This is a genomic window from Nonomuraea helvata (genome assembly GCF_039535785.1).
GTDB classification, from domain to species: Bacteria; Actinomycetota; Actinomycetes; order Streptosporangiales; family Streptosporangiaceae; genus Nonomuraea; species Nonomuraea helvata.
In genome coordinates this window covers 315,728-341,602 of record NZ_BAAAXV010000001.1, presented here as the reverse complement: position 1 = coordinate 341,602, position 25,875 = coordinate 315,728, and the positions used below count along the sequence as shown (strand labels likewise).

Genomic DNA, 25,875 nt, shown 5'->3' with positions numbered 1-25,875 from the left:
AACGTAGCCCGCGCCCTCGGGGACCCGTCCCGAGGACGCCGTTGCCTCAGGCCCGGGGGATCGCCACCCCCTTGGTCCGGCTCGCGGGCAGGACGGCCGCCAGTACGGCGAGCACCGCGCAGAGGCCGATCACCCCGGTGACAGGCTGCCACGGCACGTCGACCGCGCCGGGACCGGTCAGCTGCACCAGCGCGGCGTACAGTCCGAGCAGCCCGAGCGCGGTGGCCACGGCGGCCAGGATCACGCCCACCGCCACCACCAGCAGGGCCTCCGCCATGACGTACCGCAGGAGCTGGGCCTTGGTCGCGCCGAGCAGCCGCAGCGCGCCGTGCTCCGGCGCCCGGTCGGGGGCCGCCATCAGCAACGTGTTGACCAGGGCGATCACGGTGTAGCTCAGCATGATGCCGAGCACGGCCAGCAGGCCGAGGCGGCTGGCGGAGGCGCGGCGGTCGGCGGCGGTCGCGGCCCAGGCGGCCTTGGTCGCGGCGCGGGCGTTGTGTCCCTTGGCGGCCTGTTCCAACGCCCTCCCGACCTCGGTGGCGGAGGCGCCGGGGCGCAGCTTCACGTAGGCGGCGGAGGGCAGGGCCGAGAAGGCGTGCGCCGGGGTGACGTACGAGTCCGCCGCGGAGCCGGTGCCGAGCAGCGCGACGACCTTCAGGCTGACCTGGCTGCCGTCCGCCCGCCACATCTTCACCCGCTGCCCCAGACCCAGCTCCCAGGTGGGGGAGACCGCGATCGTGTCGTCCCGCAGCTCCGCGAGCGATCCGGCGCTCACGGGCACCGACAGCGCGGTCGTGAGCGTGGCCGGGTCCACGGCCTCGGCGGGCCGCTCGACGATCTGGGTGCCCTCGCCTTCGAGCGTGTAGAGGCTGGTCGTGGTCATGGTGGTGACGTCGGCGCCGGGGACGGTGCGCAGGCGTTCGACGAGCTGCCGGTCCAGCCCGCCCGTGCCCGCGGGCAGCACCAGGTAGTCAGCGCGTACGGGGGCGGTCTGCATGGCCGACTTGGTGGCGTCGGTCATCGCCGCCCCGCCGAGCAGCGTCGCGGCCAGCGCCACGGTGACCAGGACCGGCGCGGCCGTGGCGGCGGTGCGCCGCGTCGAGACGACGGCGCCGGCGGGGACCACGAGGCCGCCCGCGCCGCGCAGCCGTCCGAGCGGGGCGGCGAGGAGGTTCGTGACCGGCCGGACGAAGACCGGGGCGAGCAGCCCGACGGAGGCGATGAGCAGCATGACGATGGGCATGAACGTCTTGTTGTTGGTCGCGCCGCCCGGGTCGGTGACGGCGTTGACGAGCATGCTGATGACCGCGGTGGCGAGCAGCCCGCCTCCGGCGATCCAGCGCCCGATCGTCATGCTCTTCGGCTCCACCGCCGCCTCGCGCAGCGCCTCCGCGGGCCGCACCCGGCCCGCCCGCCGCGCGGCGACGACCACGCCGACCACGGCGACCAGCACACCCGTGCCGAAGGCCAGGTACGAGGGCACCGAGGACGTCGAGGGCACGAGCCAGGCGGGCGCCATCCCGAGGGCGCTCAGCCGGTCCAGGATCGGCCGGGTGGCCAGCGGGCCGATCGACGCGCCGAGCGCCGAGGCGGCGACCGCGATCAGGAGGGCCTCGCCGTACACCATGCGCCTGACCTGCCCGGCGGTCGCGCCGATGGTGCGGAGCAGGGCGAACTCGCGCTGCCGCTGGCCGACCGCGAAGGCGAAGGTGGAGGAGACCACGAAGATGGCGATGAATCCCGCGAAACCCGCGGCGATTCCGGCGATCGTGTCGGCGTTGTTCCGTGCCCGCTCGTCCGCCTCGCGGGACGGGTCGAGCAGCGCCCGGTCCTGCCCGGTCAGCACCCTGACCTTGTTGGAGACCGCCGGGCTCCCGGTTCCGCCCGGAACAGGTGGGGAGCCGGCCGGCGAGCCCAGGCCGGATCCCGGCCCGGCCGCCGCGCCCAGGGCGGTCTCCGGCTCGGCCGCCGCGCCCAGGGCGGCGCGTACCTCGGCGGCGGGCCGCCACACGGCCAGCGCGTCGATGCGCGGCGACAGCGCGGCGGCGCGTTCGTCGGTGAAGAACACCGTGGGCTGCGGCCCCGCCGAGGCGATCCCCACCACCCGGTACGGCCGGGCCCCCGCCGCGGTCACCACCCGCACCCGCCGGCCCACCTGGGCGCCGGCGGTGACGACGATCTCGTCGTCCGCCGCGGGCGCCCTTCCCGCGGACAACCGCTGCGGCGCCGTACGGGCCGCGGACCAGGGACGGCCGACGGCGGGCGGGCCCCCGGCGAGCTGCGCGGGGAAGACCCGGTCCCTCACGGCCCCGGGCAGGCGGGCGGCCAGTTCGGGAGCCAGCCCCCGTGGCTCGGCCAGCGGGGCGCTGCTCCGGCCGAACGGGCTCCGCACCGTGAGCCGCTCGTCGGGCACGACCACGACGGGCGCGGCGGCGTACCGCTGCGGGCCCCGGTCGGGCGAGGAGACGCTGGAGGCGAGCACCTGCCCGAGCGCCGCCATCAGGGTCGCGCCGAGCGCCAGGGCGACGAACGTGCCGGCGAAGGAGAGCCACCGGGTACGCAGCGTGGACCAGGCGATCCTCAGCACGACGCCTCCAGCTGCAGCATCCGGGTCGCGATCTGCTCGGCGGAGAGGTCGTGGAGCTCGCCGTAGACCCGGCCGTCGGCCAGGAACACCACGCGGTCGGCGTGGGAGGCGGCCACCGGGTCGTGGGTGACCATGATGATCGTCTGTGCCTGCCGGTCGACCAGGTCGCGCATCAGGCGCAGCACCTCGCGGCTGGTGTTGGCGTCCAGGGCGCCGGTGGGCTCGTCGGCGAACAGCACGGCGGGCCGGGTGACCAGGGCGCGGGCGATGGCGACGCGCTGCTGCTGGCCGCCGGACATCTCGGCGGGCCGGTGGTTCGCGCGCTCGGCCAGGCCCACGGCGGCCAGGCTCTGGCGCACCTGCTGGGCGTCGGGCCGGCGGCCGGCCAGGCGCAGCGGCAGGGCGACGTTCTGGGCGGCGGTGAGCGACGGCAGCAGGTTGAAGGACTGGAACACGAACCCGATCCGATCACGCCGCAGCAGCGTCAGCTTCCTGTCGCCGAGCGTCGCCAGGTCCCGGCCGTCCACGATCACCCGCCCCGTGTCCGGCCGGTCCAGCCCGGCGGCGCACTGCAGCAACGTCGACTTGCCCGACCCTGACGGCCCCATCACGGCGGTGAACGTGCCGGCGCCGAAGCCGATAGACACGTCGTCGAGCGCTGTGACGCCGTGTGCGTAGTGTTTGGTGACCGAGGACAGGTCGACCGCTTGCATGGGATTCATGGGCGACGACGCTATGGGGGCGAACATCTGTGGGGTACCGGACGAATGACTAGGATTCGTCCCGTGCTTCGGGGGCGGGAGTCTGATCAGAGAGCCATCGACGTGCTGCTCGACCAGGCACGTGACGGCCGCTCCGGCGTCCTGGTGATCAAGGGCGAGCCGGGGATCGGCAAGACCTCGCTCCTGGCGTACGCCGAGGAACGCGCGGAGGGCATGGAGGTGCTGCGCGGCCTCGGCATCGAGACCGAGGCGGACATCCCGTACGCCTCGCTCCACCTGCTCCTGCGCGGCGGACTGGACCGCCTCGGCGCGCTGCCCGAGCCCCAGGCGGCGGCGCTGGCGGGCGCTCTGGGGCTGGCCCCGGCCAGAGCCGACGACCGGTTCCACGTCGGCGTGGCGGTGCTGTCGCTGCTGGCGGAGCTGGCCGAGGAGCGGCCCCTGCTCTGCCTGGTCGACGATGCGCACTGGCTGGACCAGGCGTCAGCGCGCGCGTTGCGCTTCGCCGCGCACCGGCTGCACGCGGAGGGCGTCGTGCTGCTGTTCGGGGCGCGCGACGGCTTCGACCCGGCGGGCCTGCCGGAGCGGCGGCTGGCCGGCCTGGACGACCACAGCGCCGCCCAGGTGCTCGCCGACGCCGCGCCCGAGCTCACCGGCGCGACGCGCGTGAAGATCATCAAGGAGAGCGCGGGCAACCCGCTCGCCCTGCTCGAACTGCCGCGCACCGCCGACCTGCCGGCCTACGACCACAGCCCGCTGCCGCTGCCGGAACGCCTGCGGCTCGCCTACGCCGCCCGCGTCGGCCGCCTGCCCCACGCCGCCCGGACCGCGCTGCTGGTCACCGCGCTGGCGGACGGCGGCGACCTGGACGTGATCACGAACGCCTGCGCCGCGCTCGGCATCGAACCCGCCGCTCTGGGAGCGGCCGAGCATTCCGGGCTGGTCAGGATCACCGGGCGGCACGTGAGTTTCGCCCATCCGCTCATGCGCGCGGCGGTCTTCCAGCTCAGCACGTACGACCTGCGTCTGGAGGCGCACCGGATCCTGGCCGGGCTGCTGGCCGGTCAGCCCGACCGGCGGGCCTGGCACCTGGCCGCCGCCGCGACGGGCCCGGACGAGACGGCCGCGCGGGCGCTGGAGGAGAGCGCCCACCGGGCCAGGGAGCGCGGCGCGAACGTCAGCGCCTCCGCCGCGTTCGAGCGGGCCGCCGAGCTGAGCGAGGACCGGGAGCTCAAAGGGCGGCGGCTGCTCTCGGCCGCCGTGGACGCCACCGAGGAGGGCCGGCTCCAGCGGGCCCAGCGCCTCATCGACGCCGCCACCGGCCTGGTGCCGGACGTCTCGGCCCGCGCCACGCTGCCCACGCTGCGCGCCAGGATCGCCTTCGGCCAGGGCGCCCCGCGGCGGGCCCACGAGCTGCTGCTCAAGGGCGCGGCGGACGTGGCCGGCGACGACCGCGCCGCCGCCGCTCTGATGCTGGTCGAAGCGGCACGCAACGCCAACCGTCTCGGTGACGCCGACGGGCTCGTCGAGGCCGCCGCCCGCCTGCGCGCACTGGACCTTCGCCCGGAGGACGACCTCGACCTCGCCCGGCAGGCCGCCCTGGGATCGGCGTCGCTGCTGACCGAGGGCCCCGCCACCGCGCTGCCGATCATGCGCGAGCTGGTGGCCAGGGGCAGCCGGATCACCCCGGAGATGCACTCACGCCGCATCAACGCCTCCTACTTCGCCCTCCAGGTCGGCGACTTCCAGGCCGCGGGGGAGATCGCGAGAGCGGCCGCCGAGGAATGCCGGGCCAACGGCGAGATCAGCAAGCTCGCCGTGCTCCACATCACGCTCGCCACCAGCGAGATCTTCCTCGGCAGGTTCACGGACGCCACGGCCACCGCGAGCGAGGGACTGCGGCTGACCGCCGAGACCGGCAGGCCGAGCCGGGCCGGTTGCATGCAGGGCATGCTCGCCTGGATCGCCGCCGTACGAGGCGACGCGGGCCGCTGCGCCGAGCTGGCCGCCGCCTCGCACGCGCACTACGACGCCAATGGCATCGTCAACGGCCTGGCCTGGGCACTGTGGGCGCAGGCCCTGCTCGACCTGGGCCTGGGCCGCTTCGCCGAGGCGCTGGATCGGCTGGAGGCGGCCATGGCCGGCCCGGTGCGCCACCAGTTCCAGGCCGTTCACTTCGCCCCCGACCAGGTCGAGGCAGCGGCCCGGCTCGGCCTGCCCGCCGACGGGGCGCTACGCCGCTACGAGTGCTGGGCGCGGGCTTCCGGCCTGGCCTGGGCCGAGGCCGTCATGCACCGCTGCCAGGCCCTGCTCGAACCTGACGGGGATCGGGCACACGATCATTTCCGCACCGCCGTACGGCTGCACACGGGCGCAGGCCGCCCCTGGGAGGCGGCGCGCACCGCGCTGGTCTACGGCGAGCGCCTGCGCAGGGACCGGCACAAGAGCGCGGCCCGCCCCCACCTGCGTGCCGCGCTCGAGACCTTCGAGCGCCTGGACGCCCGGCCCTGGGTCGAGCGCGCGAGAAGCGAGCTGCGCGCCGCCGGCGACACGGGTCCGTCCGCCGTCGCGGCCGAGGCCCGGTCCGGCGCCTCCCCGCAGGACGTCCTGTCCCCGCAGGAGCTGCAGATCGTCCGCCTGGCCGCGGCCGGCCGCACCAACAAGGAGATCGGCGCGCGGCTCTTCCTCAGCCCCAAGACCGTCAGCTACCACCTCTACCGGGCCTTCCCCAAGCTCAACGTGACGAGCCGGGCCCAGCTCGCCGGCCTCGAGCTGGGCTGATCGGGCATCTCACGCGCCGGTCATGGCGGCGTGGAGCCGCAGGTACGGCTCGGCGTCCTTCGGCCGGTTCTGGCGCTGCAGCGTACGGCCGAGCAGCAGGCAGGCGTACCCCTCCGCCGGGTCGCGCTCCAGGATCACCCGGAGCTCGGCCTCGGCCCGGCGGAGCTGGGCCGAGTGGTAGTAGGCGCGGGCCAGCAGCAGCCGGGCCGACAGGTTGTCCGGCGCCGCGGCCACTACCTCGGCCAGGATGCGCGCGGCCCCGATGTAGTCCTCCGAGTCGAAGAACAGGCGACCACGCTGGTACTCCTCGGCAAGCCTCTCGATCGGCATGTCACTCCTCTCCGGTGTGCGGGACGCGTCCGGCGGGGACGACGCCCAGGCGGCCGGCCTGGTAGTCCTCCATCGCCTGAAGGATCTCGGCGCGGTTGTTCATCACGAAGGGGCCGTAGTGGACGACCGGCTCGCGGATGGGCTGCCCGCCGAGCAGCAGCACCTCCAGGTTCGGCTCGGCCTGCGGCTGAGCCGTGTCGGCGGCGACGGTGAGCGCCCCGCCCTGGCCGAAGACGGCCAGCTGGCCCTTGCGGACCGGCCTGCGCTCGTCACCGGCGAAGCCCTGACCGGCCAGCACGTACGCGAGGGCGTTGAAGGCCGGGTTCCACGGCAGCTCCAGCCGCGCGCCGGGGCTCACGGTCGCGTGCACCATCGTGATCGGCGTGAACGTGACGCCGGGACCGCTGTGCCCGTCCAGGTCGCCGGCGATCACCCGCAGCAGCGCGCCGCCGTCGGCCGAGGCGAGCAGCGCCGTCTGGCGGCCGCGGATGTCCTGGTAGCGGGGCACGTGGAACTTGTGCGCGCGGGGCAGGTTGACCCACAGCTGGACGCCGTGGAACAGCCCGCCCGAGACCACCAGGTGCTCCGGCGGCTTCTCGATGTGCAGCAGGCCCGAGCCCGCGGTCATCCACTGGGTGTCGCCGTCGGTGATCGTGCCGCCGCCGCCGTTGGAGTCCTGGTGCTCGAAGATGCCGTCGATGATGTAGGTGACGGTCTCGAAGCCGCGGTGCGGGTGCCAGGGGGTGCCCTTGGGCTCGCCGGGCGCGTACTCGACCTCACCCATCTGGTCCATGTGGATGAACGGGTCCAGCGCGGACTGCGGCACGCCGGCGAACGCGCGCCGGACCGGGAAGCCCTCGCCCTCGAACCCGCTGGGCGCGGTCGTCACCGACCTCACGGGCCGCCGCGCGACGGCGGCCGGGTCCGGTACGGCGACGCGCGGCAGCGTCAGGGTGTCGGCGGTGATGGCGGGCATGACCCCTCCTGCTTGTTGAATGTTCAACTTCTTGCCCGCCTCAACACGTGAACGCCGCCGGGCATTCCCGGCTTACCTTGATCGCAATTGCGGGACATCCCAACTCGCCCACTGATAGGTTTCTGCACTGTCTGTTGATCTATGGGGGGCTTACGGTGAACCAGCCGTTGGTGGAGGACGATCCGCGGCGGTTGGGTCCGTACGACATCGTCGCCCGCATCGGCGAGGGCGGGCAGGGCGTCGTCTATCTCGGGCGGGCGGAGACCGGGGAGCCGGTCGCCGTCAAGCTCCTGCACCGCGGCCTGCTGACCGACCCCGGCGCGCGGAGCAGGTTCCTGCGCGAGGTGCACCTGGCCCAGCGGGTGGCCAGGTTCTCCACCGCGCCCGTGCTCCACGCCGACATCGCGGGCCAGCAGCCGTACATCGTCAGCGAGTACGTGCCGGGGCCCTCGCTGCACGACCTCGTCACCCTCGAAGGGCCGCGGCGCGGCGCCGCGCTCGACCGCCTGGCCATCAGCACCGCCACCGCGCTGGCCGCCATCCACCGCGCCGGCATCCGGCACGGGGACTTCAAGCCCGGCAACATCCTGATGGGGCCGGAGGGTCCCGTGGTGATCGACTTCGGGGTCGCCCGTGCCCTGGACGCCCCGGGCACCACCTCGTCCGGATCGGTGATGGGGACGCCGGCCTACCTCGCGCCGGAGCAACTCGGCGGGGTGCCGGTGACGGCGGCGGCCGACATCTTCGCGTGGGGCGGGACCGTGGTGTTCGGCGCCTCGGGCCGGTCCGCGTTCGGCGCCGACTCCACCGCGGCGGTGATCAACCGCATCCTCAACCAGGAGCCGGACATCTCCGGGCTCAGCGGGACGCTGCTCGAGCTCGTCACCGCCGCCCTGTCCAAGGATCCGGCCAGGCGGCCGAGCGCCGACGACCTGGTCGCCCGGCTGACCTCGGCGGCCACGGCGCCCGCGTCTCCTCTGGCACCCGCGCTTCCTCCGGCGCCCGCGCTTTCTCCGGCGCCCGCGTCTCCTCCGGCGCGCGGGCGGCGCCGTGCGGTGCTGCTGACGCTCGCGGGCAGTGCGGCGGCGGCGCTGATCGTCGCGGGCGGCGTGCTGCTCAACCAGGCCGGCCAGCCGGTGAGCTCGGCTCCGGAGAGCAGCCCGGCCTCCCAGCCGCCGGTCTCGTCCGGCACGGCCCAGCCCACGCTGCCGTCACAGACGAAGATCACGGCACGGCGGACGATGCCCCCGGCGCCCAGTCAGACGTCCCGCCCCAAGACGTCGGCGCCCACCGCCAAGCCCACCCGCACCAAGCGCCCCGTGAGCACGTCGGTGGACGTCGATTCCGGCGTGCGCTCGACACCCGACCCGAGCTCGGGAAGTGCCCCCGAACCGACCAAAGAGACGACCACCGCCCCGCCACCCGCTCCCACGCAGTGGCAGCCCTCCACGATGGACAACCCCTTCACCTGCTGGCCCCAGACCTGTTGACGGCGCCCGTCACGGTTTGCGGCCCACACCGCAGACCGCGTGGACCGTGGTGGCCGGCGGCTGCGGCGACCCGGACGGCCGCCGCCATAGCGGCGTGGACACCACGCCCGGCTCCACGAGCTCGAGCCCCTCGAAGTAGCCGGCCAACTGCTCGGGGCTGCGCAGCGTGTAGGGGAAGGCGGCCCGCTCGTTGTAGAAGCTCACCGCCTCCACCAGCGCCGGGTTGACGTCGACCCCGTCGGACAGCGCCAGGTGGCTGCCGGACGGCAGCGCCGCCACATAGCGGCGGACGAGATCGGTGGCGAGGCCGTAATCGGGCACCTGACCGGCGATGCTGAGCATCATCAGGCCGATCGGCCGGGCGAAGTCCAGCGTCCTGGCTGCCGCCGCGAGGACGGTGCCGGGCTCGCGCACGTCGGCGTCGACGTAGTCGGTCATGCCCTCCGGGCTGCCGGAGAGCAGGGCGCGGGCGTGCACGAGCACCAGCGGATCGTTGTCGACGTAGACGATGCGGCACTCGGGCGCGATGCGCTGCGCCACCTCGTGCGTGTTGTCGGCGGTCGGCAGACCTGCGCCGATGTCGAGGAACTGCCTGATGCCCGCCTCGGCGACGAGGTACGTCACCGCTCGCCGGAGGAACTCCCGCTGGAGCCTGGCCACCTGCGCGAAATCGGGGAACATGCGCAGGAGAGCGTCCCCGGCCTCGCGGTCCACGGGGTAGTTGTCCTCTCCGCCGAGCAGGTGGTTCCAGACCCGGGCGGAATGCGGCTTGGTACGGTCGATCCTGGGGTCGGCGTCCATTCCGAAAGCGTATCCGATCTTCCCGATCGGCCCACCGGCGAAAACGGCGTGCCTGGGGCGAGGGGCGCAGGTCAGAATGGCCGTGATGATGCCGCTCAGCGAGATCCACGCCATGAGCAGGGACCCTGGACGAGACGTGGCACAGCCCCGTCGCGGACGCTCTCGCCGCCCCATGGGGGATCGGGCCGGGCCGTTCGTGCTTCGTCCGTTCGAGCGCCACGCATGTGTTCGTGGTGAGGCACGGTGCCTTCCCGCACGGTGCCTTCCCGCACGGTGCCCGATTCCTGCGTGCCGTTCCGGCCTGGCGCCGGGACCTCGCGGCGGTGACGGCCAGGGCCCGGCTCGTGGCCGAGCTGGACCGTGCGGGCGCGGGCGTCGCCGTGGCGGTGCCGTCACAGGTCGGCCGGCTGGTCGAGAGCGTCTCCACTGACCTGGGTGGGTACCACGTGATGTTGGTGGAAGGGGCGCCCGGAGAGCGGACCAGGCCACGGCGTGGGGCGCCGCCCTTGCCGGGCCGCATCTGCGTACGGGCTAGGTCGCGGATCCGCCCTCGGCCGTGCCCGACCTGCGCCGCGCGATGGCGGTCCTCCCCGGCGATCCGGAGGCGACCGCCGCGATCTCGGCGCTGGCTGCCGGCATCGCGATCAGCCTGGGCGCGGCGTCCAGGCCCGATCGGACGCCCGCGGGCGTGAGGGAACCCGCCCCCCGGACACCGGATCATGCACACGATGCATGCCGCCGGACCGTGGCGAGAACGCGGGCGACCAGTGTGCCCAACACCGTTCGGGGCGCACGACTGAGCACTCCTGCTCAGACTCCAGGAACAGTTTCGCTGAGGTTACGTAGCCGCGCCCCGCGCGTCAATGGGTCGATCTGTTGTGTTTCCGGCATGTCACGATTTTGTATCGCCGATTGCCCTCGCCCTTGACGCCTGCTGCCTGGCGGCGCGACAGTCGAGCCACATCGTTGAACCGGTTCGCTGACTCCGGCGGCCGTAGGGCGAGAGCTTCTCGCCCCGGTCCGGGTCGATCCTGCCCAACACCAGGCCAGGGCGTCATCCGGTCGACGATGTGAGGACATTCGCAACGTAACTGTCGAACCGGTTCAACTACAGGAGGTGAGTGTGGCGACGATCGGAGACGTGGCCCGGGAGGCCGGGGTGAGCCGCAGCACGGCGTCGTACGCGCTGTCGGGCAAGCGGCCCATCTCGGAGGAGGTCCGCCGGCGCGTGCTGGCGGCCGCCGAGGCGCTCGCGTACACGCCGAACGCAGGCGCCCGTGCGCTCGCCACGTCCCAGACCAAGGTCCTCGGTCTGCTCGCCCAGTTCCACGAAGACGAGTTCGCGCCCGCGATGATGCAGTACCTCCTGGGCGTCACCGACACCGCCCGCGACCTGGGCTACGACACGCTGCTGGTCACCGAGGCCGACGGCGCGCGGGCGCTGCGGCGCATCACCGACTCCCGGATGGTCGACGGTGTCGTTCTCATGAACATCGCGCAGGACGACCAGAGGCTGCCCATCCTGCGGGCGGCGCCGCAGCCGGGCGCCCTGGTCGGCCTGCCGGGCGACTGCTCCGGGCTGGACGTGTTCGACCTCGACTTCGAGGAGGCCGGCAGGGTGATGGTGGACCACCTCCACCGCCTCGGCCACCGCGAGCTCATCCTGATCTCGCAGCCCGAGCACGTGGTCGAGCGGGGCGGCGCGTACGTGTGGCGGCTCCGCGACGCCGCGCTCGAACGGGCCAGGCAGCTCGGCGTCACGCTGCACGCGGTGTACGGCGAGTCCCGCCAGCCGGCCGTCGGCCGCCTGCTCAACGCGCTGCTCGACGCCTACCCGTCGGCGACCGGCCTGATGGTCAACAACGAGGCGGCCACGGCGGCGCTGCCCTCCGTCGCCCACGAGCGAGGGCTGCGCGTGCCCGAGGACCTGTCGGTCATCGGGCGTTACTCCGCCGAGTTCGCCGCGACCTTCTCCCTGCCCTATTCGTTCATCGAGAGCGCGCCCGACCGCCTCGGGTCCATGGCGGTGCGCCAGCTCGTCCGCCGTGTGGAGTCGCCGGCGGCCCGCGACGAGCCGTTCGTGGTGCGCTTCATCTCTCCCGAACTCATCTCCCGGGGCAGCACCGCCCCTCCGGGAGCACCTCGCCCGAACGCCCGCTAGCCGCGGGCCCGACTCTTCGACACCTTCTGGCCGCGCTCGTTGTGAGCGCTCACATTGGAGTGAGATCGATGAACCGTCCGTCGATGTCCACGAGGGCGGCGGTCTTGGGAACCGCCGTCCTGGCCCTGTCCGCCCTGGCCGCCTGCGCGTCCGCCCCCCAGGGCGGCGCCACCGCCGCCCCCACCGACGGCGGCGCGAACGGGAGCGGCGCGTACACGTGGTGGGACCCGTACCCGCAGCACGACGCGTCCTCCGCCTGGGCGAAGCGGGTCGACTCCTGCGGGCAGCAGGCCGGCGTCACCATCAAGCGCACCGCGTACGACACCACCGCGCTGACCAACCAGGCCCTGCTCGCCGGCCAGGAGGGCAACGCGCCGGACGTCATCCTCCTCGACAACCCCGCCGTCTCGACGCTGGCCGACGCCGGGATGCTCACCGCGATGTCCGACGTGCCCGGGTCCGGCACAACGTCCGACTTCGGCCTCGACACCGCCAGATTCGACAAGAACCTCATCGCCGCGGGCGAGCTGGACGGCAAGACGTACGGCATCCCCATCGGCGCGAACACCCTCGCGCTCTACTACAACAAGAAGATCCTCGACGCGGCCGGCGTCGACCCCAAGTCGATCAAGGACTGGGCCTCGCTCGACGCGGCGCTGAAGAAGGTCAAGGCCGCGGGCAAGAAGCCGATCACGTTCTCGGCCATCGGCACGGAGGAGGGCTCGTTCCAGTTCCTGCCGTGGTTCTGGGGCTCCGGCGCGCAGCTCACCCAGCTCGACTCGCCGCAGGCCGTGGCGGCCCTCGACCTGTGGACGAAGTGGGTCAAGGACGGTGTCGCGCCCAACTCCGTCATCAGCAACTCCCAGAACACCACCTGGGAGCAGTTCCTGACCGGGGAGTTCGCGTTCGCCGAGAACGGCACCTGGCAGATCAACAGCGCCAAGAAGGCGGGCTTCCCCACCGGGATCGTGCAGATCCCCGGCAAGGACGGCGGCACCGCGGCCACGCCCACGGGCGGCGAGTTCATCACGGTCCCGGTGCAGAAGGACACCAAGCGCTACGACGTCACCAAGAAGATCCTCGAGTGCATGACGACGCCGGAGGGCCTGGTGGAGACCGGTACGACGTTCGCGTACTACATCCCCTCCACCGCCGAGGGCCAGCAGGCGATCCTCGCCAAGGAGCCCGACCTGAAGCCGTGGGTCGACGCCGTGCGCTCGGCCAAGGGCCGGACCAGCGACAACCTCGGCACCAAGTACCCGAAGATCTCCGAGGCCCTGTGGACCGGGGTGCAGAAGGCGCTGAGCGGCGCGGCCACCCCCGCCGACGCGCTCAAGCAGGCGCAGGCGCAGGCGAAGCAGGCCACCGGCAACTGATCCGATGACATCCCTTCGCACCGAAGCGGTCATGGCGCGCAGAGCAGTCCACGCGGCTCCCCGGCGGCGGTCGGGGAGGTGGACGGCTCTCGCCTTCCTCGCACCGCTCGTGATCTACCTGGCCGTCTTCTACGCCTACCCGCTCTACCGCAACATCGACCTCAGCGTGCACGACTACACGCCGCGGGCGTTCGTGCGGGGCGACGCCGAGTTCACGGGGCTGGACAACTACGCCGACATCCTGTCCGACGACACGTTCGTCCGGGCGCTGCGCAACACGGCCGTGTTCACCCTGGTCTCCATCGCCGCCCAGTACGCGCTCGGCCTGGCGCTCGCGGTCTTCTTCCACCGCAACTTCCGCCTGTCCGCGGTGCTGCGCGCGATGTTCCTCGTGCCGTGGCTGCTGCCGCTGATCGTCTCCGCCTCCACCTGGTCGTGGATGCTCAACAGCGACAACGGCATCGTCAACGCGGCCCTGCAGGCGTTCGGGATCGGCCAGATCAACTGGCTCACCTCGCCCGGCACCTCGCTGCTGGCCGTCACCGTCGCCAACATCTGGCTCGGCATCCCGTTCAACCTGGTCATCCTGTACGCCGGGCTGCAGAACATCCCGGCCGACCTGTACGAGGCCGCCGGCCTGGACGGGGCGAACGGGTGGCAGCGGTTCTGGCGCATCACCTTCCCGCTGCTGCGCCCGGTGTCGGCGATCACGCTGCTGCTCGGCCTGATCTACACGCTCAAGGTCGTCGACATCATCTGGATCATGACGAAGGGCGGGCCGGCGGACGCCTCGACGACGCTGGCCATCTGGTCGTACCGCGAGGCGTTCGGCACCGGCCAGCCCGACTTCTCGCCGGCGGCGGCCGTCGGCAACCTGCTCATCCTCATCGCCTTGGCCGCGGGGCTCCTGCACGTGCGGCTGCAGCGCAAGGAGGAACGCGCATGAAGACCTTTCCCTGGAAGACCGCGGTGGGCGTCGTGCTCGTCGGGCTGATGCTCTTCCCGGTCTACTGGATGTTCAACGTCTCGCTCACCAGGACGGGCGACCTGCGCGCGGACCCGCCGCACTGGTTCCCGTGGAACCCCACGTTCGAGGGGTACGCGGCGGCGTTCGCCCAGCAGCTGCCGGCCCTGGCCACGAGCCTGTTCATCGGCCTCGGCACCGTCGCGCTCACGCTGGTCGTGGCCCTTCCTGCGGGGTTCTCGCTGGCCAGGCTGCGCCCGCTCGGCGCGCGCGGGATGGACTTCCTGCTCCTCGTCGCGCAGATGATCCCCGGCGTCGTCATGGCCATGGGCTTCTACGCGATCTACATCAGGCTCGGGATGCTCAACACCGTGCCGGGCCTGATCGTCGCCGACTCGACGCTGGCCGTGCCGTTCGGAGTGCTGCTCTTCCGGGCGTTCATGGCGAGCATCCCCGGCGAGCTCATGGCCGCGGCGCAGATCGACGGGGCGAGCACCTGGCGCACGTTCCGGTCGATCATCCTGCCGCTGAGCCGCAACTCGGTGATCACGGTCTCGCTCTTCGCGTTCCTGTGGGCGTGGTCGGACTTCATCTTCGCCTCGACCCTCAACCGCAACAGCGACGTGATCCCGATCACGCTCGGCATCTTCCGCTACATCGGCAACAACACCACGCAGTGGAACTCGATCATGGCGACCGCCGTGATCGCGTCCATCCCCGCGGCCTTCCTCCTGGTCCTCGCGCAGCGCTACATCGCCGCCGGGGTCACCGCGGGCGCCGTGAAGGACTGAAACACCCATTCGTCGAAAGGTTCACCACATGACCAGCCCCGTGCTGCCGTCGCAGGGCCGGGTGCGCCCTCTCGGGCTCGCGCAGGTCTCCATCACCGGAGGGTTCTGGGGGAGCCGGCAGGCCGTGAACGCCACGGCCACGCTCGCCCACTGCGAGTCGTGGATGGAGCGCCTCGGCTGGCTGGCCAACTTCGACCGCGTCGCCGAGGGGACGACCGCGCCCGACCGTCCCGGCTGGTCGTTCTCCGACTCGGAGGTCTACAAGCTGCTGGAGGCCCTGTCCTGGGAGTGGGGCCGTACCGGCGACCCGGAGGCGGAGGCGGCGATCAAGCGGCTCACCGCGCGCGTCGCCCGCGCCCAGGACCCGGACGGGTACCTCAACACCTGCTTCGGGCACGGCGAGCAGCAGCCGCGCTACAGCGACCTGGAGATGGGCCACGAGCTCTACAACACCGGGCACCTCCTGCAGGCCGCGGTGGCCCGGCTGCGCACGTACGGCGAGGACGAGCTGGTACGGGTCGCGCGGCAGGCCGCCGACCACGTGTGCCGCACCTTCGGCCCGGACGGCGTGCCCGGCATCTGCGGGCACCCGGAGATCGAGGTAGGCCTCGCCGAACTCGGCCGGGCGCTGGGGGAGGAACGCTACGTCGAGCAGGCCCGCCTCTTCCTCGACCGCCGCGGGCACGGCACGCTCAGGGACATCCCGCTGGGACGCGCGTACTTCCAGGACGACATCCCGATCCGGGAGGCCGACGTGTGGCGCGGCCACGCCGTCCGCGCGCTCTACCTGACCGCCGCGGCCGTGGACGTGGCCGTCGAGCGCGGCGACGACGAGCTGCTGCGTGCCGTGGAGCGGCAGTGGGAGCGCTCGGTCGCGCGCCGCACCTACATCACGGGCGGCATGGGCTCGCGCCACCAGGACGAGGGCTTCGGCGAGGACTGGGAGCTGCCGCCGGACCGGGCCTACTGCGAGACGTGCGCCGGCGTCGCCTCGATCATGGTCTCCTGGCGCCTGCACCTCGCCACCGGCGACGTCCGCTACACCGACCTGATCGAGCGCACGCTCTACAACGTCATCGCGACCTCCCCGAGCCCCGACGGCCGGGCGTTCTTCTACGCCAACCCCCTGCACCAGCGCTCCCCGGGCAGGCCGGCGGACGCGGCCGAGGTCAGCCCGCGCGCCGAGGCCGGCGTCAGGGCCGCCTGGTTCGACGTCTCCTGCTGCCCCACCAACGTCGCCCGCACCCTGGCCGGCCTGCAGGGCTACCTCGCCACCGCCGACGACGACGGCCTCCAGATCCACCAGTACGCAGCTTCGACCATCCGCGCCGAGCTGCCGGACGGGCGGCGGGCAGCGGTAAAGGTCGAGACCGACTATCCGGAGAGCGGCACCGTCCGCGTCCGGATCCTGGACGACGGACTCTGGACGCTCGCCCTGCGGGTCCCCGCCTGGGCCGCCGGGGCCACGCTCGCCGATGAGGGGCGGGCGCGAGCGGTCGAACCGGGCATGGCCACGGTGCGGCGGGACTTCCGCGCGGGCGAGGTCATCACGCTCGAACTCCCGATGGAGCCCCGCTTCACCTGGCCGGACCCTCGCATCGACGCCGTACGCGGCTGCGTCGCCGTCGAGCGCGGCCCGGAGGTCCTGTGCGCCGAGTCGCACGACCTCCCGCATCCCGGCGGGCTCGACGCCCTGGCGATCGACCCCCTGTCCGGTCCGCGTGCCGAGCCCGGCGGCGCCCGGGTCCGCGGCCGCCTGGCCGCACCCCCCGACCGGCCGTGGGCGTACTCCCGTGCCGCCACGGCCGCCTCCGCGGCGGACGTCGAGTGGATCGACGTGCCGCTGCGGCCGTACCACTCATGGGCCCATCGCGGCCCGTCGAGCATGCGCATCTGGTTGCCCATCGACAAGGAGTGACACGATGTCCCGAATCCGAGTGCTCGCCTTAGCCCTGGTCACCACGGCCACCGCCCTGGTGACCACCGCGCCCCCGGCCGCGGCGGCGGGCGCGACGCTGACCGTCAACGTCGCGCAGCCGTTCAGGCCGGTCACCCACGTCGCCTCCGGCGGCCTGTACGGCCTGGCCGAGAACTCCCGTCCGGCCGACTCCACCCTCCTCCCGATCAAGGTGAACTCCCTCACCCAGCCCGCGCCGGGCGTCGGCCAGCGCCCCAACGGCCAGCCGCCCGGCGGCGACTCCCTGCTGGTGGCGCCGCAGGCCACCCGGGTCGGGGCGGGCGAGTTCATCCGGATGCCGGACATCTATCCCAACTTCCCGTACAGGTGGGTGAGCTGGAACGACTGGCTGGCCAAGGTCAACACCATGGTCAACGCCCGGCTGTCGGCCACCACGGTCACGAACATCCTCGGCTGGGAGCTCTGGAACGAGCCCGACTGGACGTGGAACACCTCCGCCGCGGGCGCCTTCAACGACGGCTGGGTGCGCACGTACCGCGCGGTGCGCGCGCTCGACACGCTGACGCCCGTCGTCGGCCCCAGCACCGCCACGTACAACCGCTCGTGGATGCAGTCGTTCCTCACCAACGCCAAGAACACCGGCACGCTGCCCGACATCATCTGCTGGCACGAGCTGGTGGACCCCGCCAGGATCGCCGGCGACATCGCCGACTACCGCAACCTGGAGGCCTCGCTCGGCATCAGCCCGCGCCGCATCTCCATCAACGAGTACGCCGCCACCGGCGAGGTGGACGTCCCCGGCCGGATCGCCAGCTACGTCGCCAAGTTCGAGCGCGGCGGCGTGGAGTCCGCGCACCGGGCCTTCTGGTACGAGTACGGCACCATGAACGGCCTGGTCGTCAACAACAGCCAGCCCACCGGCACCTGGTGGCTGTACAAGTGGTACGGCGACATGGCCGGGAACATGGTGACGACGACGTCCACCACGCAGACCGGGCTGGACGGGTTCGCCTCCTACGACGGCACCCGCAAGACCGTCAACGTGGTGTTCGGCAACGAGTCCGGCACCAACACCGTCAACCTCACCGGCCTCGGCGCACTTGGCTCCAGCGTCCGCGTCACGCTCTCGTCCACCCCGTCCAGTGGCCGCTTCACCGCGGTCACCGCGCCCACCACGATCTCCACGACGACCCGGACGGTCAGCGGCGGGCAGCTCAGCGTGTCCGTGCCCAACATGGTCGCCACCAGCGGATACCAGCTCACCGTCGAGCCGGCCAGTGGGGTGCCCTCCTACCAGCAGCGGTACGAGGCCGAGAACGCCTCCGTGTTCCGCGCCCAGCGGCTGAGCGCCTCCAGCGCGTCGGACGGCGGCTACGTCGGCCGGATCGACAACTCGGGCACGCCGCGCACCGACAGCTACGTCGACTTCGTGGTGAACATGCCCACCGCGCGCTCGTACACGATGACCATCGGGTACGCCAACGGCACCGGCGCCACGGCGACCCAGGGGCTGGCCTACAACGGCGGCTCGTGGAGCACCGTCAGCTACCCGCCCACCTCGGGCTGGGGGCAGTTCGGCGCCACGGTCAGCACCACCGTCACGCTCAAGGCCGGCTACAACGTGATCCGCCTGGCCAAGGGCTCGCCGTACTTCGCGGGCGGCACGGGATACGCCGAGCTCGACTACATCCAGCTCACCTGACCTGACCCCGGCGATCCGGCGCGATCGCGCCGGATCGCCGGGGCTGCCTCGTCAGTACGTGCCGGGCATCCGGGTGGTCAGGCCGTCGCTCACGGCGAACGCGCTCGAGGTGACGCTCGCGGTGCGGGAACGCGCGGCTGACCAGGGAGGCCGACGGCGCACGCGGTGAAAATTTCATGCCCCTGGGCCGCTCGAACTCCGCTACGTTGCGTTTCGTTTGGGAAAGCGGCTAAAGGAGTGCTGATGAGAAAAGACGTGCGCATTTCGCTGCCCGACGCCAGTTCGCTGGCGGGGACGTTGGCACTGCCTGGCGGGACCGCGCCCGCGGCCGGATGGCCGGGGGTCGTGGTGGTGCACGAAATCTACGGCGTCGAACCGGACATGCTGGATGTGGTTGACCTGTTCGCCGAACGTGGCTACGCGGCGGTGCTTCCGGATCTGTACAGCCACGGCACCAGGGTCGGGTGTCTGTCGCGGGCCATGCACCAGTTCGTCACCGGTAAGCCGGGCCGGCCGGCCGCCGACATCGACGCGACCCGGCGGTGGCTGGCCGGCCGCGAAGACGTCGACGCTGATCGGCTCGGGGTGATCGGATTCTGCATGGGCGGCGGGTTCGCCCTCGCATACGCGGCGAGCGCGCCGCCCGGTGTGCGAGCCGCGTCGGTGAACTACGGCGCGGTTCCCCATGACCGGGAAGAGCTGCGGTCGGTGTGCCCGGTCGTGGGCTCCTACGGCGGCCGTGACCAAGGCTTCGGCCCGCACGGCAGGCGGCTGCGGGAGCACATGGGGGCACTCGGCATCGAGCACGACGTCGAGATCTATCCGGACGCCGGGCACTCCTTCATGACCGACGGCCACCACCCCGTCGCGAAACTCGCGCTGTTCCCGCTGCGTCACGGCCTCGTCCGCGCCGCGGCGGACGACGCGTGGCAGCGCACCTTCGACTTCTTCGACAAACACGTCGCGAACCACGCCTAGGGCGCCGGGTTGCCGTCCTCACCCGATCGGAGGCGGCTTCACCGCGGTCATGTCAGACTGCGGATATGACCCACACCCATGACGAGGACCCGGCGTGTGAGGTGGCCCATCACGAGGCTCCCGGCGAGCTCGCCGGGCGGACGCTGGTCGCCGTCTTCGCCTCTCCGGTGGCCGACTGCCTGCTGAGGTTCGGGGCCGAGCTCGGCTTCCGCCCGATCCTCCTGGAGCCCGACCCTGAGCGCCGCGTCGAGGGGTTCACCGTGGTGACCGAGCTCGGCGACTATCTCGACGCCGCGGCCGATGTGGTGCTCACCGACCATCACCGCGAGGAGATCGGGCCCGTTCTCCGCGACGTGCTCAAGTTCCCTGTCCGGTGGATCGGCATCATGGGCAGCGCCCGCCACGTGGCACCGCACGTGCGGGCGCTGGCCGACCTCGGCGTGCCGCCGGAGGAGATCGCCCGGGTGCACCGGCCCATCGGGCTCAACATCGGCTCGCGCACGCCACCGGAGATCGCCGTCGCCACCCTGGCCGGCCTGATCGCCGACCGCAACGGCCGTCCGGGCGGCTTCCTCTTCTAGGTCGCTGGTGTTAAGCGGTCGATCCCGGCCGGTTGAATCTCGATCGCGATCTGCTGAGCCGGGCCTGTGATCGAGCTTGGGTGGCCCGGCCTTTGCGGGGTTCGGGTCAGCCCTGCTCTGCCGAGTTATCCACAGGGGTTCCGAAGGGTGTCCGCTGGCCTTCCGTAACCGTGGCGTGCGGTTGTTCTCCCTGGTCAGGCCATTGTCGCTGCCCATCGCCCGGTTGAGGTGGAAGTAACGCCGAGCACCGCCAGGCGTGCCAGGTTGACAGCGGCGGCCAGCAAAGAAAAGTCCGCGTCGACTTTGGCGGTGCCGCGCATGCGGGCGCGGCGTCCGCCATGCCGTCGCCGCATCAGATGCGCGATCTTGCGTTCGACCTTGGGCCGGGTGGCGCGGTATCGGGCCAGCCAGCCGGGATCGGCACTGTTGGCCCGGCCCCGGGCCAAGTGTGCCTCGTGCGGGCTGAGGTTGATGTCGCGGCCGTCCTTGGCGGTGGTGCACCGCTCCCGGAGCGGGCATCCCGCGCATGCGGAGCCGAAGGCCGCCACGCCACTGCCATTGCGATGCCAGCGGATCTCCTTGACGATCTGGTTCGGGCAGATCACCCGCCCGGCCTCCAGATCGACGGTGAAGGCATCCTTGGTGAAGCGACCTCCGGGCGCGCTGGAGGGCTGCGTCTTGACCATCGCCTCGATTTGAGCCCGGTCGAGCTTGGCAAGCATCGGCCCGGTGCCGTAGGCGGCATCACCATAAACCTCGGCCTGCTCGGCCTGCTCGGCGTGCTCGGCCTGCTCGGCCTGCTCGGCCTGCTCGGCGTGCTCGGCCTGCTCGGACAGGAGGTCAGCCAGGAGTTCGGCGGCCGGTTCGGCATCGCCCACGTTGCCTGCCGTCACCCGGGTGGCAGTGATGATCTCGCTGTCGGGGTCTTCGGCGATGTGGCCTTTGTATCCGTCGAACGAGCGCTCCACCGTCTTGCGGCCGTGTCGCGCCTCGGCATCGACGGTGGAGATGACACGGTCCTTGGCCACCTTGCGGGCGATCCGAAACACCCCGTCCTCGCCGTGCTGCAGGTCCTGGCCGAGCACGGTGGCCAGCAATCGTGCCGCCTGATCGACCTCCTCAGCCACCTTCCGTCCGTCCAGCACGGCTAGCAGCGCGAACCCATCGCGGGCCCGCGAGTCGATCAGCGCCTCCCGCTCCGCTTGTTCGGTCCAGTCGATGACCGGCTTACCGAGATCGGTGTAGGCGTCCCCGCTGGAGATCACCGCCCGCAGCGCGACCCGCAACTCCCGGTCGGAGGCGCGCAGCACGCCCCGGATCGCCGAGCGGATCAGCGTGATGGTGTCCTGGGTGGCCACCGCATCATAGATCGGTGCCGAGTCCAGCACCCGCTTGCGGCCGATCAGCCCGGCCCGGGCGGCCACCTCCACGGTCCGCTCGAAGATCCGGTCTGGCCGGTCGGAGGCGGCCAGCCGGGCCCGCATGTCCACCAGCACGGTGTGCACGAACCCTGGATGGTCGAAGTCCAGCCCGCCGGCGGCGTACTTCCACCGCACATCGAAGGCGAACCGATCCACCGCCTCGCGATCCGACAGCCCCTCCAGCCGCTGCAGCACCATCACCACCGCCACGATCATCGGCGGCACCGACCGGCGCCCATCCTCAGCGAACAGGTCGGCGAACATCTCGTCCGGAAACAGATTCCGGCACTCACGGTGCAGCACCGTGTAGATCGAGTTCGGCGCCAGCCGACCCTCGACAAAACTCACCGTGGAGGACAGCAACCCCGGCTGCATCGGAGTCTGGCCCACTGCCATCGCTCGGTCTCTCCCCGCTCCCGGTGACCAACACCGATCACCATGGCACAACAGGCGAGACCGACGCGAGATAGATCAAAAACACCAGTCACCTAGGGCCTCAGTCGTCCTGCGGCTGCGGGTCGTCGGCGTCACGTGTCGCCGCGATCACCCGCATCAGCACCTGGTGCAGGCCCTGTAGCTCGTCGATGTCCATGCCGAGACGGGCCACGATGGCGGGCGGGATCTTCTCCGCCTGCGCTCTCAGCTCCCTGCCGGCGGGAGTGAGAGTCACGGCCAGGGCGCGCTCGTCCTTGCTGTTGCGTTCGCGATGGATGTAGCCGAGGGCCTGCAGCCGCTTGAGCAGGGGGGACAGGGTGCCCGGGTCGAGCCGCAGCAGCTCGCCCAGCTCCTTGACCGACAGGGGCTCGTACTGCCAGAGCGCGAGCATGGCCAGGTATTGCGGGTGGGTCAGCCCCATGGGCTGGAGCAGCGGCCGGTACAGGCCGATCACGCTGCGCGAGGCGATGCTCAAGGCGAAGCAGACCTGCCGGTCCAGCGCCAGAAGATCTGTTGCCTCTCTCACAGGCTCCATGTGCAGGCACCTCCCGCTGCGCCTGGTAACTTACTTTGTGTACAAACTAATAGCCTACAAATAGTTGCCAGGCAAATCACCTGGGAGCCGGCGTCGGAAGGATGTCTTCGTGTTTCACCGCAAGCCGCTGGAGGAGCGCCAGGCCGAGCTGCGTCCCTTGAAGGAGGGCAAGCACTTCGAGCACGGCCCGGCCAAGTTCGTGTTCGTCTCTCTGCTCGTTGTGGTGGTGCTCACCCACGTGGTCGGGCTGGCCATCGCCATGCACTTCTACTCCTGATGACCCCGCGGGCGCGTATGGACGTCAGAAGGCGTTGACGAGGACGACGTAGACGGCGGTGCCGATCCCGACACTCAGAATTGTGCGGCGGCCGAAGGCGAGGTGGACGCCCGCGGTGACGGAGCCGGCGAGGAGCGCGTACAGCGTCGCCTGCGGGTCGGCGGCGAAGGTGCCGTGCAGGGCAGTCACGGCGAGGATCGCCAGGATGCCCACCGGCATCCACGCCGACAGCCGCCGCGGTAGCGGTGGGCGAAGCTCGGGTCCTTGCCGGTGATGTCGAGCGGGGCGTGAAGGGGGCACAAGAGTACGCTTGCCCCCTCCCGGCCTTTGCCTTGTGTGATCGTAACGATACCAAGAGTTAACTGTGTTGGGTTGAACGTGTGCGAGATAAGTGTCGGCGAATATGCATTGCGCAATGTAGCCCCACAGGTTGGGCCGGCATCCAAGCAGAGCGCCCCGGGCACGACAGCGGTATGCGGGACAAGGACTACCCCTGCGCACACACGCCGTCGAATCTGCGCTCTGGCGATGACGTCACCAGGGCCACATCACGCAGCTTCATACACACTCAAACACCAGCAGCTGCGAACCCTCTGCTCGATGGAGGACTATGGTGCCGTCGATCCGATTCCTGGGGGCGCTGGCAGGATGCCTAGCCAGAATCCGCGCAAGTTATGTTCCGCGGAGGGACGCGTTGGGCGGGAGCGGTACATTACGCGCATGTCCTCCGCCCCACGCCCGGACGACCGTGTCGCGTCCGCGTTCCGGTTCGCCACCGAACTGATCGCCTGGATCGCGACCCCCTGGGCGCTCGCCCCGCACTCCGTGCTGCTGGCCGTGCTGTCGGTCGTGGTGCTGATCGGGCTGCCGACGCTGCTGTCCACTCCGGGCGACAAGCGGAACGTGATCGTCGCGGTGCCGGGCCCGGTGACGATCCTGCTGGTTCTCGTGCAGCTCGTGGCCGCGGTGGCGGCGGCGTGGGCCGCGTGGCACGTGTTCGCCGCCGCGCTGGTGTCCGTACTGGCGCTGCTCACCCTGGTCCTGGAGCTGCCGCGCTGGCGGTGGCTGGCCTCCCTGTGAAGGGCGGGACCGTCACGGTGACTGTGAGAACGCCGGCTTGAGTACGTCCTCACACCATTGGCGGAAGCTGGTGGGCGTGGTGGAGCGCGGGGTGCGTGGCTGCGCGTTGTAGATGCCCCGATCGATCGCGGCGGTCATGTCGATCATGCCCTGGGCCCAGGCCTCGCTCATCCCGTGCCGCATGAGGGTGGCCTTGTAGGCGTCGCCGGGGGCCTGCTGGAAACGGACCGGTCTCTCCAGCACCTCCGACATGATCTGCGCCATGTCGTGGGCGGACAGGTCCGCGGGTCCGAGGACCGGGACGCCTTCCTGCCCGCTCCAGGAGTCGTCGAGCAGCAGCTCGGCCGCGACGGCCGCGATGTCGCGGGTGGCGCAGGACGGGAGCTTGCGATCCCCGGACATCGGCAGGAAGAACGTGCCCTGGCTCCTGATCGGCTCGATCTGCCGGAGCATGTTCTCCATGAAGCCCGGCATCTCCAAGGCCCGGTAGCTCACGCCGGTCTTCTCGATCAGCTCGTCCATGGCCAGCGCCGCGGAGATCTGCCCGGCGTTCTCGGCCACCCCGCGGCCCAGGGTCGAGACGCCGACGACGCGCCGGACGCCCTGACTCACAAGGGCCTCGCACAGCGGCTGGGTGAAGCTCAGGCAGTGGCCCTCGACGCTCGCGGCTCTGGGATCGGGGGGCAGGACCCAGAAGACGGAGTCGGCGCCGGCGAATGCCTCGGTGAGGACGCCGGGGTCGTTGTGCGATCCCGGTACGACCTCGACCCGTTCGCGTACGCGCGGGGCCAGGCGGGCGGGATCGCGCGCGATCACGCGGATCGCCGCGGCGCTGTCCAGGAGGTTGTCGATGACCTGCCGGCCGATCTGGCCGGTGGGAGTGGTGATGACGATCATGTGGCTCAGTCAAGCGGCTCCGGCGGCGCACCTGAAGGACCGATCCGATCGCCATTGATACCCTGCAAGTATGAATGACCTGGAGGTTCGACAGCTCCGGTACTTCGTCGCGGTCGCGGAGGAGCTCCACTTCGGCGGCGCCGCCGAGCGCCTGGGCATGGCGCAGCCCCCGCTCTCCCGCGCCATCCGCGAGCTGGAACGCCACCTGGGCGTGCGGTTGTTCGAGCGCACCACGCGTCACGTCACGCTCACGGCGGCGGGGGAAAGCTTCCTGCGGGATGCACGGACCGCGCTCGACGCGGTCTCCGCGGCCGGCCGGCGGGCCCGGCACGCCGGCCAGGGCACGCCGCGGCTGCGGCTCGCCCTCAAAGCGGACAACGACGGCGGGCTGCTGCCGCAGATCCTCCCCGCCTACCAGCACGAGGAAGCGGCGATCGCGGTGGAGCTGGTGCTGGGCGGACGGGGCGAGCAGGCGCAGGCGCTGCGTGACGGGCGAGCCGACGTCGGGCTGCTGGTCAGCCCCTTCGACGAGCGCGGCCTGGACGTCGAGCCGCTGCTCACCGAGCCCCGCCTGGCCGCCCTGGCGGCGACCGATCCGCTGGCCGCCCGGTCATGCCTGCGGCTGGCCGACCTGGCCGGCCGGAGACTTCCCGACGGAATGCCCGCCGACCAGGGCCTGTCCGCCGCCGCGTTCGACAGCACGGGGGAGCCGCCGCGGACGGCGCACCGCGGGCTCGTCGCCGGCAGCGGGCAGGTGGCCGCGGACCTGACGCAGGTCTTCAGGCTGATCGAGCTGGGCGAGATCGTCTGCCTTCTCCCCGCCTGGGTGACGCGCCGCTACGCGTGGCCCGAGATCGCCTATCGGCCGGTCGGCGACCTCGAGCCGGCCACCCTGGCCGTCGCCTGGCCACAGGACATGCGCTCGGCCGCGGTCGCCGCTTTCGTACGCGCAGCCGTTTCGGTCGCGGCAACCGCTCAGGCGGGAACGGAGACACCCCAGAAGGCGGCCATCTGAAACGCCGCGAAAGGCTGCCCGAGGGGGATTCCCCCGGGCGGCCCGGCGTCTCAGGCGGCC

General features: G+C 71.8%; 22 protein-coding genes. 13 read left to right on the top strand and 9 right to left on the bottom strand.

Features of this window, described 5'->3' with window-relative positions; all coding sequences use genetic code 11:
- Window positions 1-46 precede the first annotated feature (46 nt).
- Together ABD830_RS01470 and ABD830_RS01465 are read right to left on the bottom strand one after the other, a co-directional pair.
- Window positions 47-2,587, bottom strand: a complete 2,541-nt coding sequence (locus ABD830_RS01470; RefSeq protein ID WP_344984399.1) for an FtsX-like permease family protein — start codon at window positions 2,585-2,587, stop codon at window positions 47-49.
- A complete protein-coding gene (locus ABD830_RS01465; protein WP_344984398.1) occupies window positions 2,581-3,309 on the bottom strand; it encodes an ABC transporter ATP-binding protein in 729 nt (242 codons plus the stop codon). Before ABD830_RS01465 ends, ABD830_RS01470 begins: the two co-directional genes overlap by 7 nt.
- Before the next feature lie 63 nt (window positions 3,310-3,372).
- Between ABD830_RS01465 and ABD830_RS01460 the strand changes: the two genes are divergently transcribed.
- A complete protein-coding gene (locus ABD830_RS01460; RefSeq protein ID WP_344984397.1) occupies window positions 3,373-6,087 on the top strand; it encodes a helix-turn-helix transcriptional regulator in 2,715 nt (904 codons plus the stop codon).
- A gap of 9 nt (window positions 6,088-6,096) precedes the next feature.
- Here the strand turns inward: ABD830_RS01460 and ABD830_RS01455 are convergent, their stop codons facing one another.
- A complete protein-coding gene (locus ABD830_RS01455) occupies window positions 6,097-6,417 on the bottom strand; it encodes a tetratricopeptide repeat protein (RefSeq protein ID WP_344984396.1) in 321 nt (106 codons plus the stop codon).
- Between the two features lies 1 nt (window position 6,418).
- The gene (locus ABD830_RS01450) at window positions 6,419-7,393 is read right to left on the bottom strand and encodes a pirin family protein (protein ID WP_344984395.1); all 975 of its coding nucleotides are present in this window, start codon (window positions 7,391-7,393) and stop codon (window positions 6,419-6,421) included.
- A gap of 155 nt (window positions 7,394-7,548) precedes the next feature.
- Between ABD830_RS01450 and ABD830_RS01445 the strand changes: the two genes are divergently transcribed.
- Window positions 7,549-8,883 carry a serine/threonine protein kinase gene (locus ABD830_RS01445; RefSeq protein WP_344984394.1) on the top strand — a complete coding sequence of 445 codons (1,335 nt, stop codon included), beginning with the start codon at window positions 7,549-7,551 and terminating at the stop codon, window positions 8,881-8,883.
- 9 nt (window positions 8,884-8,892) lie between these two features.
- Here ABD830_RS01445 and ABD830_RS01440 read toward each other — a convergent pair whose 3' ends face one another.
- Window positions 8,893-9,684, bottom strand: a complete 792-nt coding sequence (locus ABD830_RS01440) for an SAM-dependent methyltransferase (RefSeq protein WP_344984393.1) — start codon at window positions 9,682-9,684, stop codon at window positions 8,893-8,895.
- 1,123 nt (window positions 9,685-10,807) lie between these two features.
- Here ABD830_RS01440 and ABD830_RS01435 point away from each other — a divergent pair.
- The 8 genes from ABD830_RS01435 to ABD830_RS01400 all read left to right on the top strand — a co-directional run bounded on the left by ABD830_RS01435 (window position 10,808) and on the right by ABD830_RS01400 (window position 20,155).
- Complete coding sequence (locus ABD830_RS01435) at window positions 10,808-11,845, top strand: LacI family DNA-binding transcriptional regulator (protein WP_344984392.1); 1,038 nt, start codon at window positions 10,808-10,810, stop codon at window positions 11,843-11,845.
- 68 nt (window positions 11,846-11,913) lie between these two features.
- Window positions 11,914-13,221, top strand: coding sequence for a sugar ABC transporter substrate-binding protein (locus ABD830_RS01430; protein WP_344984391.1), 1,308 nt, complete (start codon window positions 11,914-11,916; stop codon window positions 13,219-13,221).
- Between the two features lie 31 nt (window positions 13,222-13,252).
- Window positions 13,253-14,167 (top strand): carbohydrate ABC transporter permease, encoded by a 915-nt coding sequence (locus ABD830_RS01425; protein ID WP_344984390.1) that lies wholly within the window; start codon window positions 13,253-13,255, stop codon window positions 14,165-14,167.
- Window positions 14,164-14,976 (top strand): carbohydrate ABC transporter permease, encoded by an 813-nt coding sequence (locus tag ABD830_RS01420; protein ID WP_344984389.1) that lies wholly within the window; start codon window positions 14,164-14,166, stop codon window positions 14,974-14,976. The genes ABD830_RS01425 and ABD830_RS01420 overlap by 4 nt, the downstream gene beginning before the upstream one ends.
- 28 nt (window positions 14,977-15,004) lie before the next feature.
- The gene (locus ABD830_RS01415) at window positions 15,005-16,894 is read left to right on the top strand and encodes a glycoside hydrolase family 127 protein (protein ID WP_344984388.1); all 1,890 of its coding nucleotides are present in this window, start codon (window positions 15,005-15,007) and stop codon (window positions 16,892-16,894) included.
- Window positions 16,895-16,898: 4 nt separating this feature from the next.
- On the top strand, window positions 16,899-18,596 hold the full coding sequence (locus ABD830_RS01410; protein WP_344984387.1) for a CBM35 domain-containing protein: 1,698 nt from the start codon (window positions 16,899-16,901) through the stop codon (window positions 18,594-18,596).
- Between the two features lie 243 nt (window positions 18,597-18,839).
- Window positions 18,840-19,574: a dienelactone hydrolase family protein gene (locus ABD830_RS01405; protein WP_344984386.1), complete on the top strand. Its 735-nt coding sequence runs from the start codon at window positions 18,840-18,842 to the stop codon at window positions 19,572-19,574.
- Between the two features lie 65 nt (window positions 19,575-19,639).
- Entirely contained in the window at window positions 19,640-20,155 is a 516-nt protein-coding gene (locus tag ABD830_RS01400; protein ID WP_344984385.1) for an XdhC family protein, read from the top strand.
- 194 nt (window positions 20,156-20,349) lie between these two features.
- Here the strand turns inward: ABD830_RS01400 and ABD830_RS01395 are convergent, their stop codons facing one another.
- Window positions 20,350-21,972: an IS1182 family transposase gene (locus ABD830_RS01395; RefSeq protein WP_344984384.1), complete on the bottom strand. Its 1,623-nt coding sequence runs from the start codon at window positions 21,970-21,972 to the stop codon at window positions 20,350-20,352.
- A 100-nt stretch (window positions 21,973-22,072) separates the two neighbouring features.
- The gene (locus ABD830_RS01390) at window positions 22,073-22,546 is read right to left on the bottom strand and encodes a MarR family winged helix-turn-helix transcriptional regulator (RefSeq protein WP_378520858.1); all 474 of its coding nucleotides are present in this window, start codon (window positions 22,544-22,546) and stop codon (window positions 22,073-22,075) included.
- A 109-nt stretch (window positions 22,547-22,655) separates the two neighbouring features.
- Between ABD830_RS01390 and ABD830_RS01385 the strand changes: the two genes are divergently transcribed.
- Window positions 22,656-22,823: a hypothetical protein gene (locus ABD830_RS01385; protein ID WP_344984382.1), complete on the top strand. Its 168-nt coding sequence runs from the start codon at window positions 22,656-22,658 to the stop codon at window positions 22,821-22,823.
- 24 nt (window positions 22,824-22,847) lie between these two features.
- On the opposite strand, the gene ABD830_RS01380 is transcribed toward ABD830_RS01385, so the two are convergent.
- Window positions 22,848-23,036, bottom strand: coding sequence for a hypothetical protein (locus ABD830_RS01380; protein WP_344984381.1), 189 nt, complete (start codon window positions 23,034-23,036; stop codon window positions 22,848-22,850).
- A gap of 507 nt (window positions 23,037-23,543) precedes the next feature.
- Here ABD830_RS01380 and ABD830_RS01375 point away from each other — a divergent pair.
- Window positions 23,544-23,903, top strand: a complete 360-nt coding sequence (locus ABD830_RS01375) for a hypothetical protein (protein ID WP_344984380.1) — start codon at window positions 23,544-23,546, stop codon at window positions 23,901-23,903.
- Window positions 23,904-23,915: 12 nt separating this feature from the next.
- On the opposite strand, the gene ABD830_RS01370 is transcribed toward ABD830_RS01375, so the two are convergent.
- On the bottom strand, window positions 23,916-24,800 hold the full coding sequence (locus ABD830_RS01370) for an NmrA family NAD(P)-binding protein (protein ID WP_344984379.1): 885 nt from the start codon (window positions 24,798-24,800) through the stop codon (window positions 23,916-23,918).
- 70 nt (window positions 24,801-24,870) lie between these two features.
- Between ABD830_RS01370 and ABD830_RS01365 the strand changes: the two genes are divergently transcribed.
- Window positions 24,871-25,815, top strand: coding sequence for a LysR family transcriptional regulator (locus ABD830_RS01365; protein ID WP_344984378.1), 945 nt, complete (start codon window positions 24,871-24,873; stop codon window positions 25,813-25,815).
- Window positions 25,816-25,875 lie beyond the last annotated feature (60 nt).

Bases quoted from the DNA above. Each gene is read 5' to 3' on its own strand.
- ABD830_RS01465 (WP_344984398.1), bottom strand. From the start codon at position 3,309: ATGAATCCCATGCAAGCGGTCGACCTGTCCTCGGTCACCAAACACTAC.
- ABD830_RS01455 (WP_344984396.1), bottom strand. From the start codon at position 6,417: ATGCCGATCGAGAGGCTTGCCGAGGAGTACCAGCGTGGTCGCCTGTTC.
- ABD830_RS01450 (WP_344984395.1), bottom strand. From the start codon at position 7,393: ATGCCCGCCATCACCGCCGACACCCTGACGCTGCCGCGCGTCGCCGTA.
- ABD830_RS01440 (WP_344984393.1), bottom strand. From the start codon at position 9,684: ATGGACGCCGACCCCAGGATCGACCGTACCAAGCCGCATTCCGCCCGG.
- ABD830_RS01430 (WP_344984391.1), top strand. From the start codon at position 11,914: ATGAACCGTCCGTCGATGTCCACGAGGGCGGCGGTCTTGGGAACCGCC.
- ABD830_RS01425 (WP_344984390.1), top strand. From the start codon at position 13,253: ATGGCGCGCAGAGCAGTCCACGCGGCTCCCCGGCGGCGGTCGGGGAGG.
- ABD830_RS01420 (WP_344984389.1), top strand. From the start codon at position 14,164: ATGAAGACCTTTCCCTGGAAGACCGCGGTGGGCGTCGTGCTCGTCGGG.
- ABD830_RS01415 (WP_344984388.1), top strand. From the start codon at position 15,005: ATGACCAGCCCCGTGCTGCCGTCGCAGGGCCGGGTGCGCCCTCTCGGG.
- ABD830_RS01410 (WP_344984387.1), top strand. From the start codon at position 16,899: ATGTCCCGAATCCGAGTGCTCGCCTTAGCCCTGGTCACCACGGCCACC.
- ABD830_RS01405 (WP_344984386.1), top strand. From the start codon at position 18,840: ATGAGAAAAGACGTGCGCATTTCGCTGCCCGACGCCAGTTCGCTGGCG.
- ABD830_RS01400 (WP_344984385.1), top strand. From the start codon at position 19,640: ATGACCCACACCCATGACGAGGACCCGGCGTGTGAGGTGGCCCATCAC.
- ABD830_RS01395 (WP_344984384.1), bottom strand. From the start codon at position 21,972: ATGGCAGTGGGCCAGACTCCGATGCAGCCGGGGTTGCTGTCCTCCACG.
- ABD830_RS01390 (WP_378520858.1), bottom strand. From the start codon at position 22,546: ATGGAGCCTGTGAGAGAGGCAACAGATCTTCTGGCGCTGGACCGGCAG.
- ABD830_RS01375 (WP_344984380.1), top strand. From the start codon at position 23,544: ATGTCCTCCGCCCCACGCCCGGACGACCGTGTCGCGTCCGCGTTCCGG.
- ABD830_RS01370 (WP_344984379.1), bottom strand. From the start codon at position 24,800: ATGATCGTCATCACCACTCCCACCGGCCAGATCGGCCGGCAGGTCATC.
- ABD830_RS01365 (WP_344984378.1), top strand. From the start codon at position 24,871: ATGAATGACCTGGAGGTTCGACAGCTCCGGTACTTCGTCGCGGTCGCG.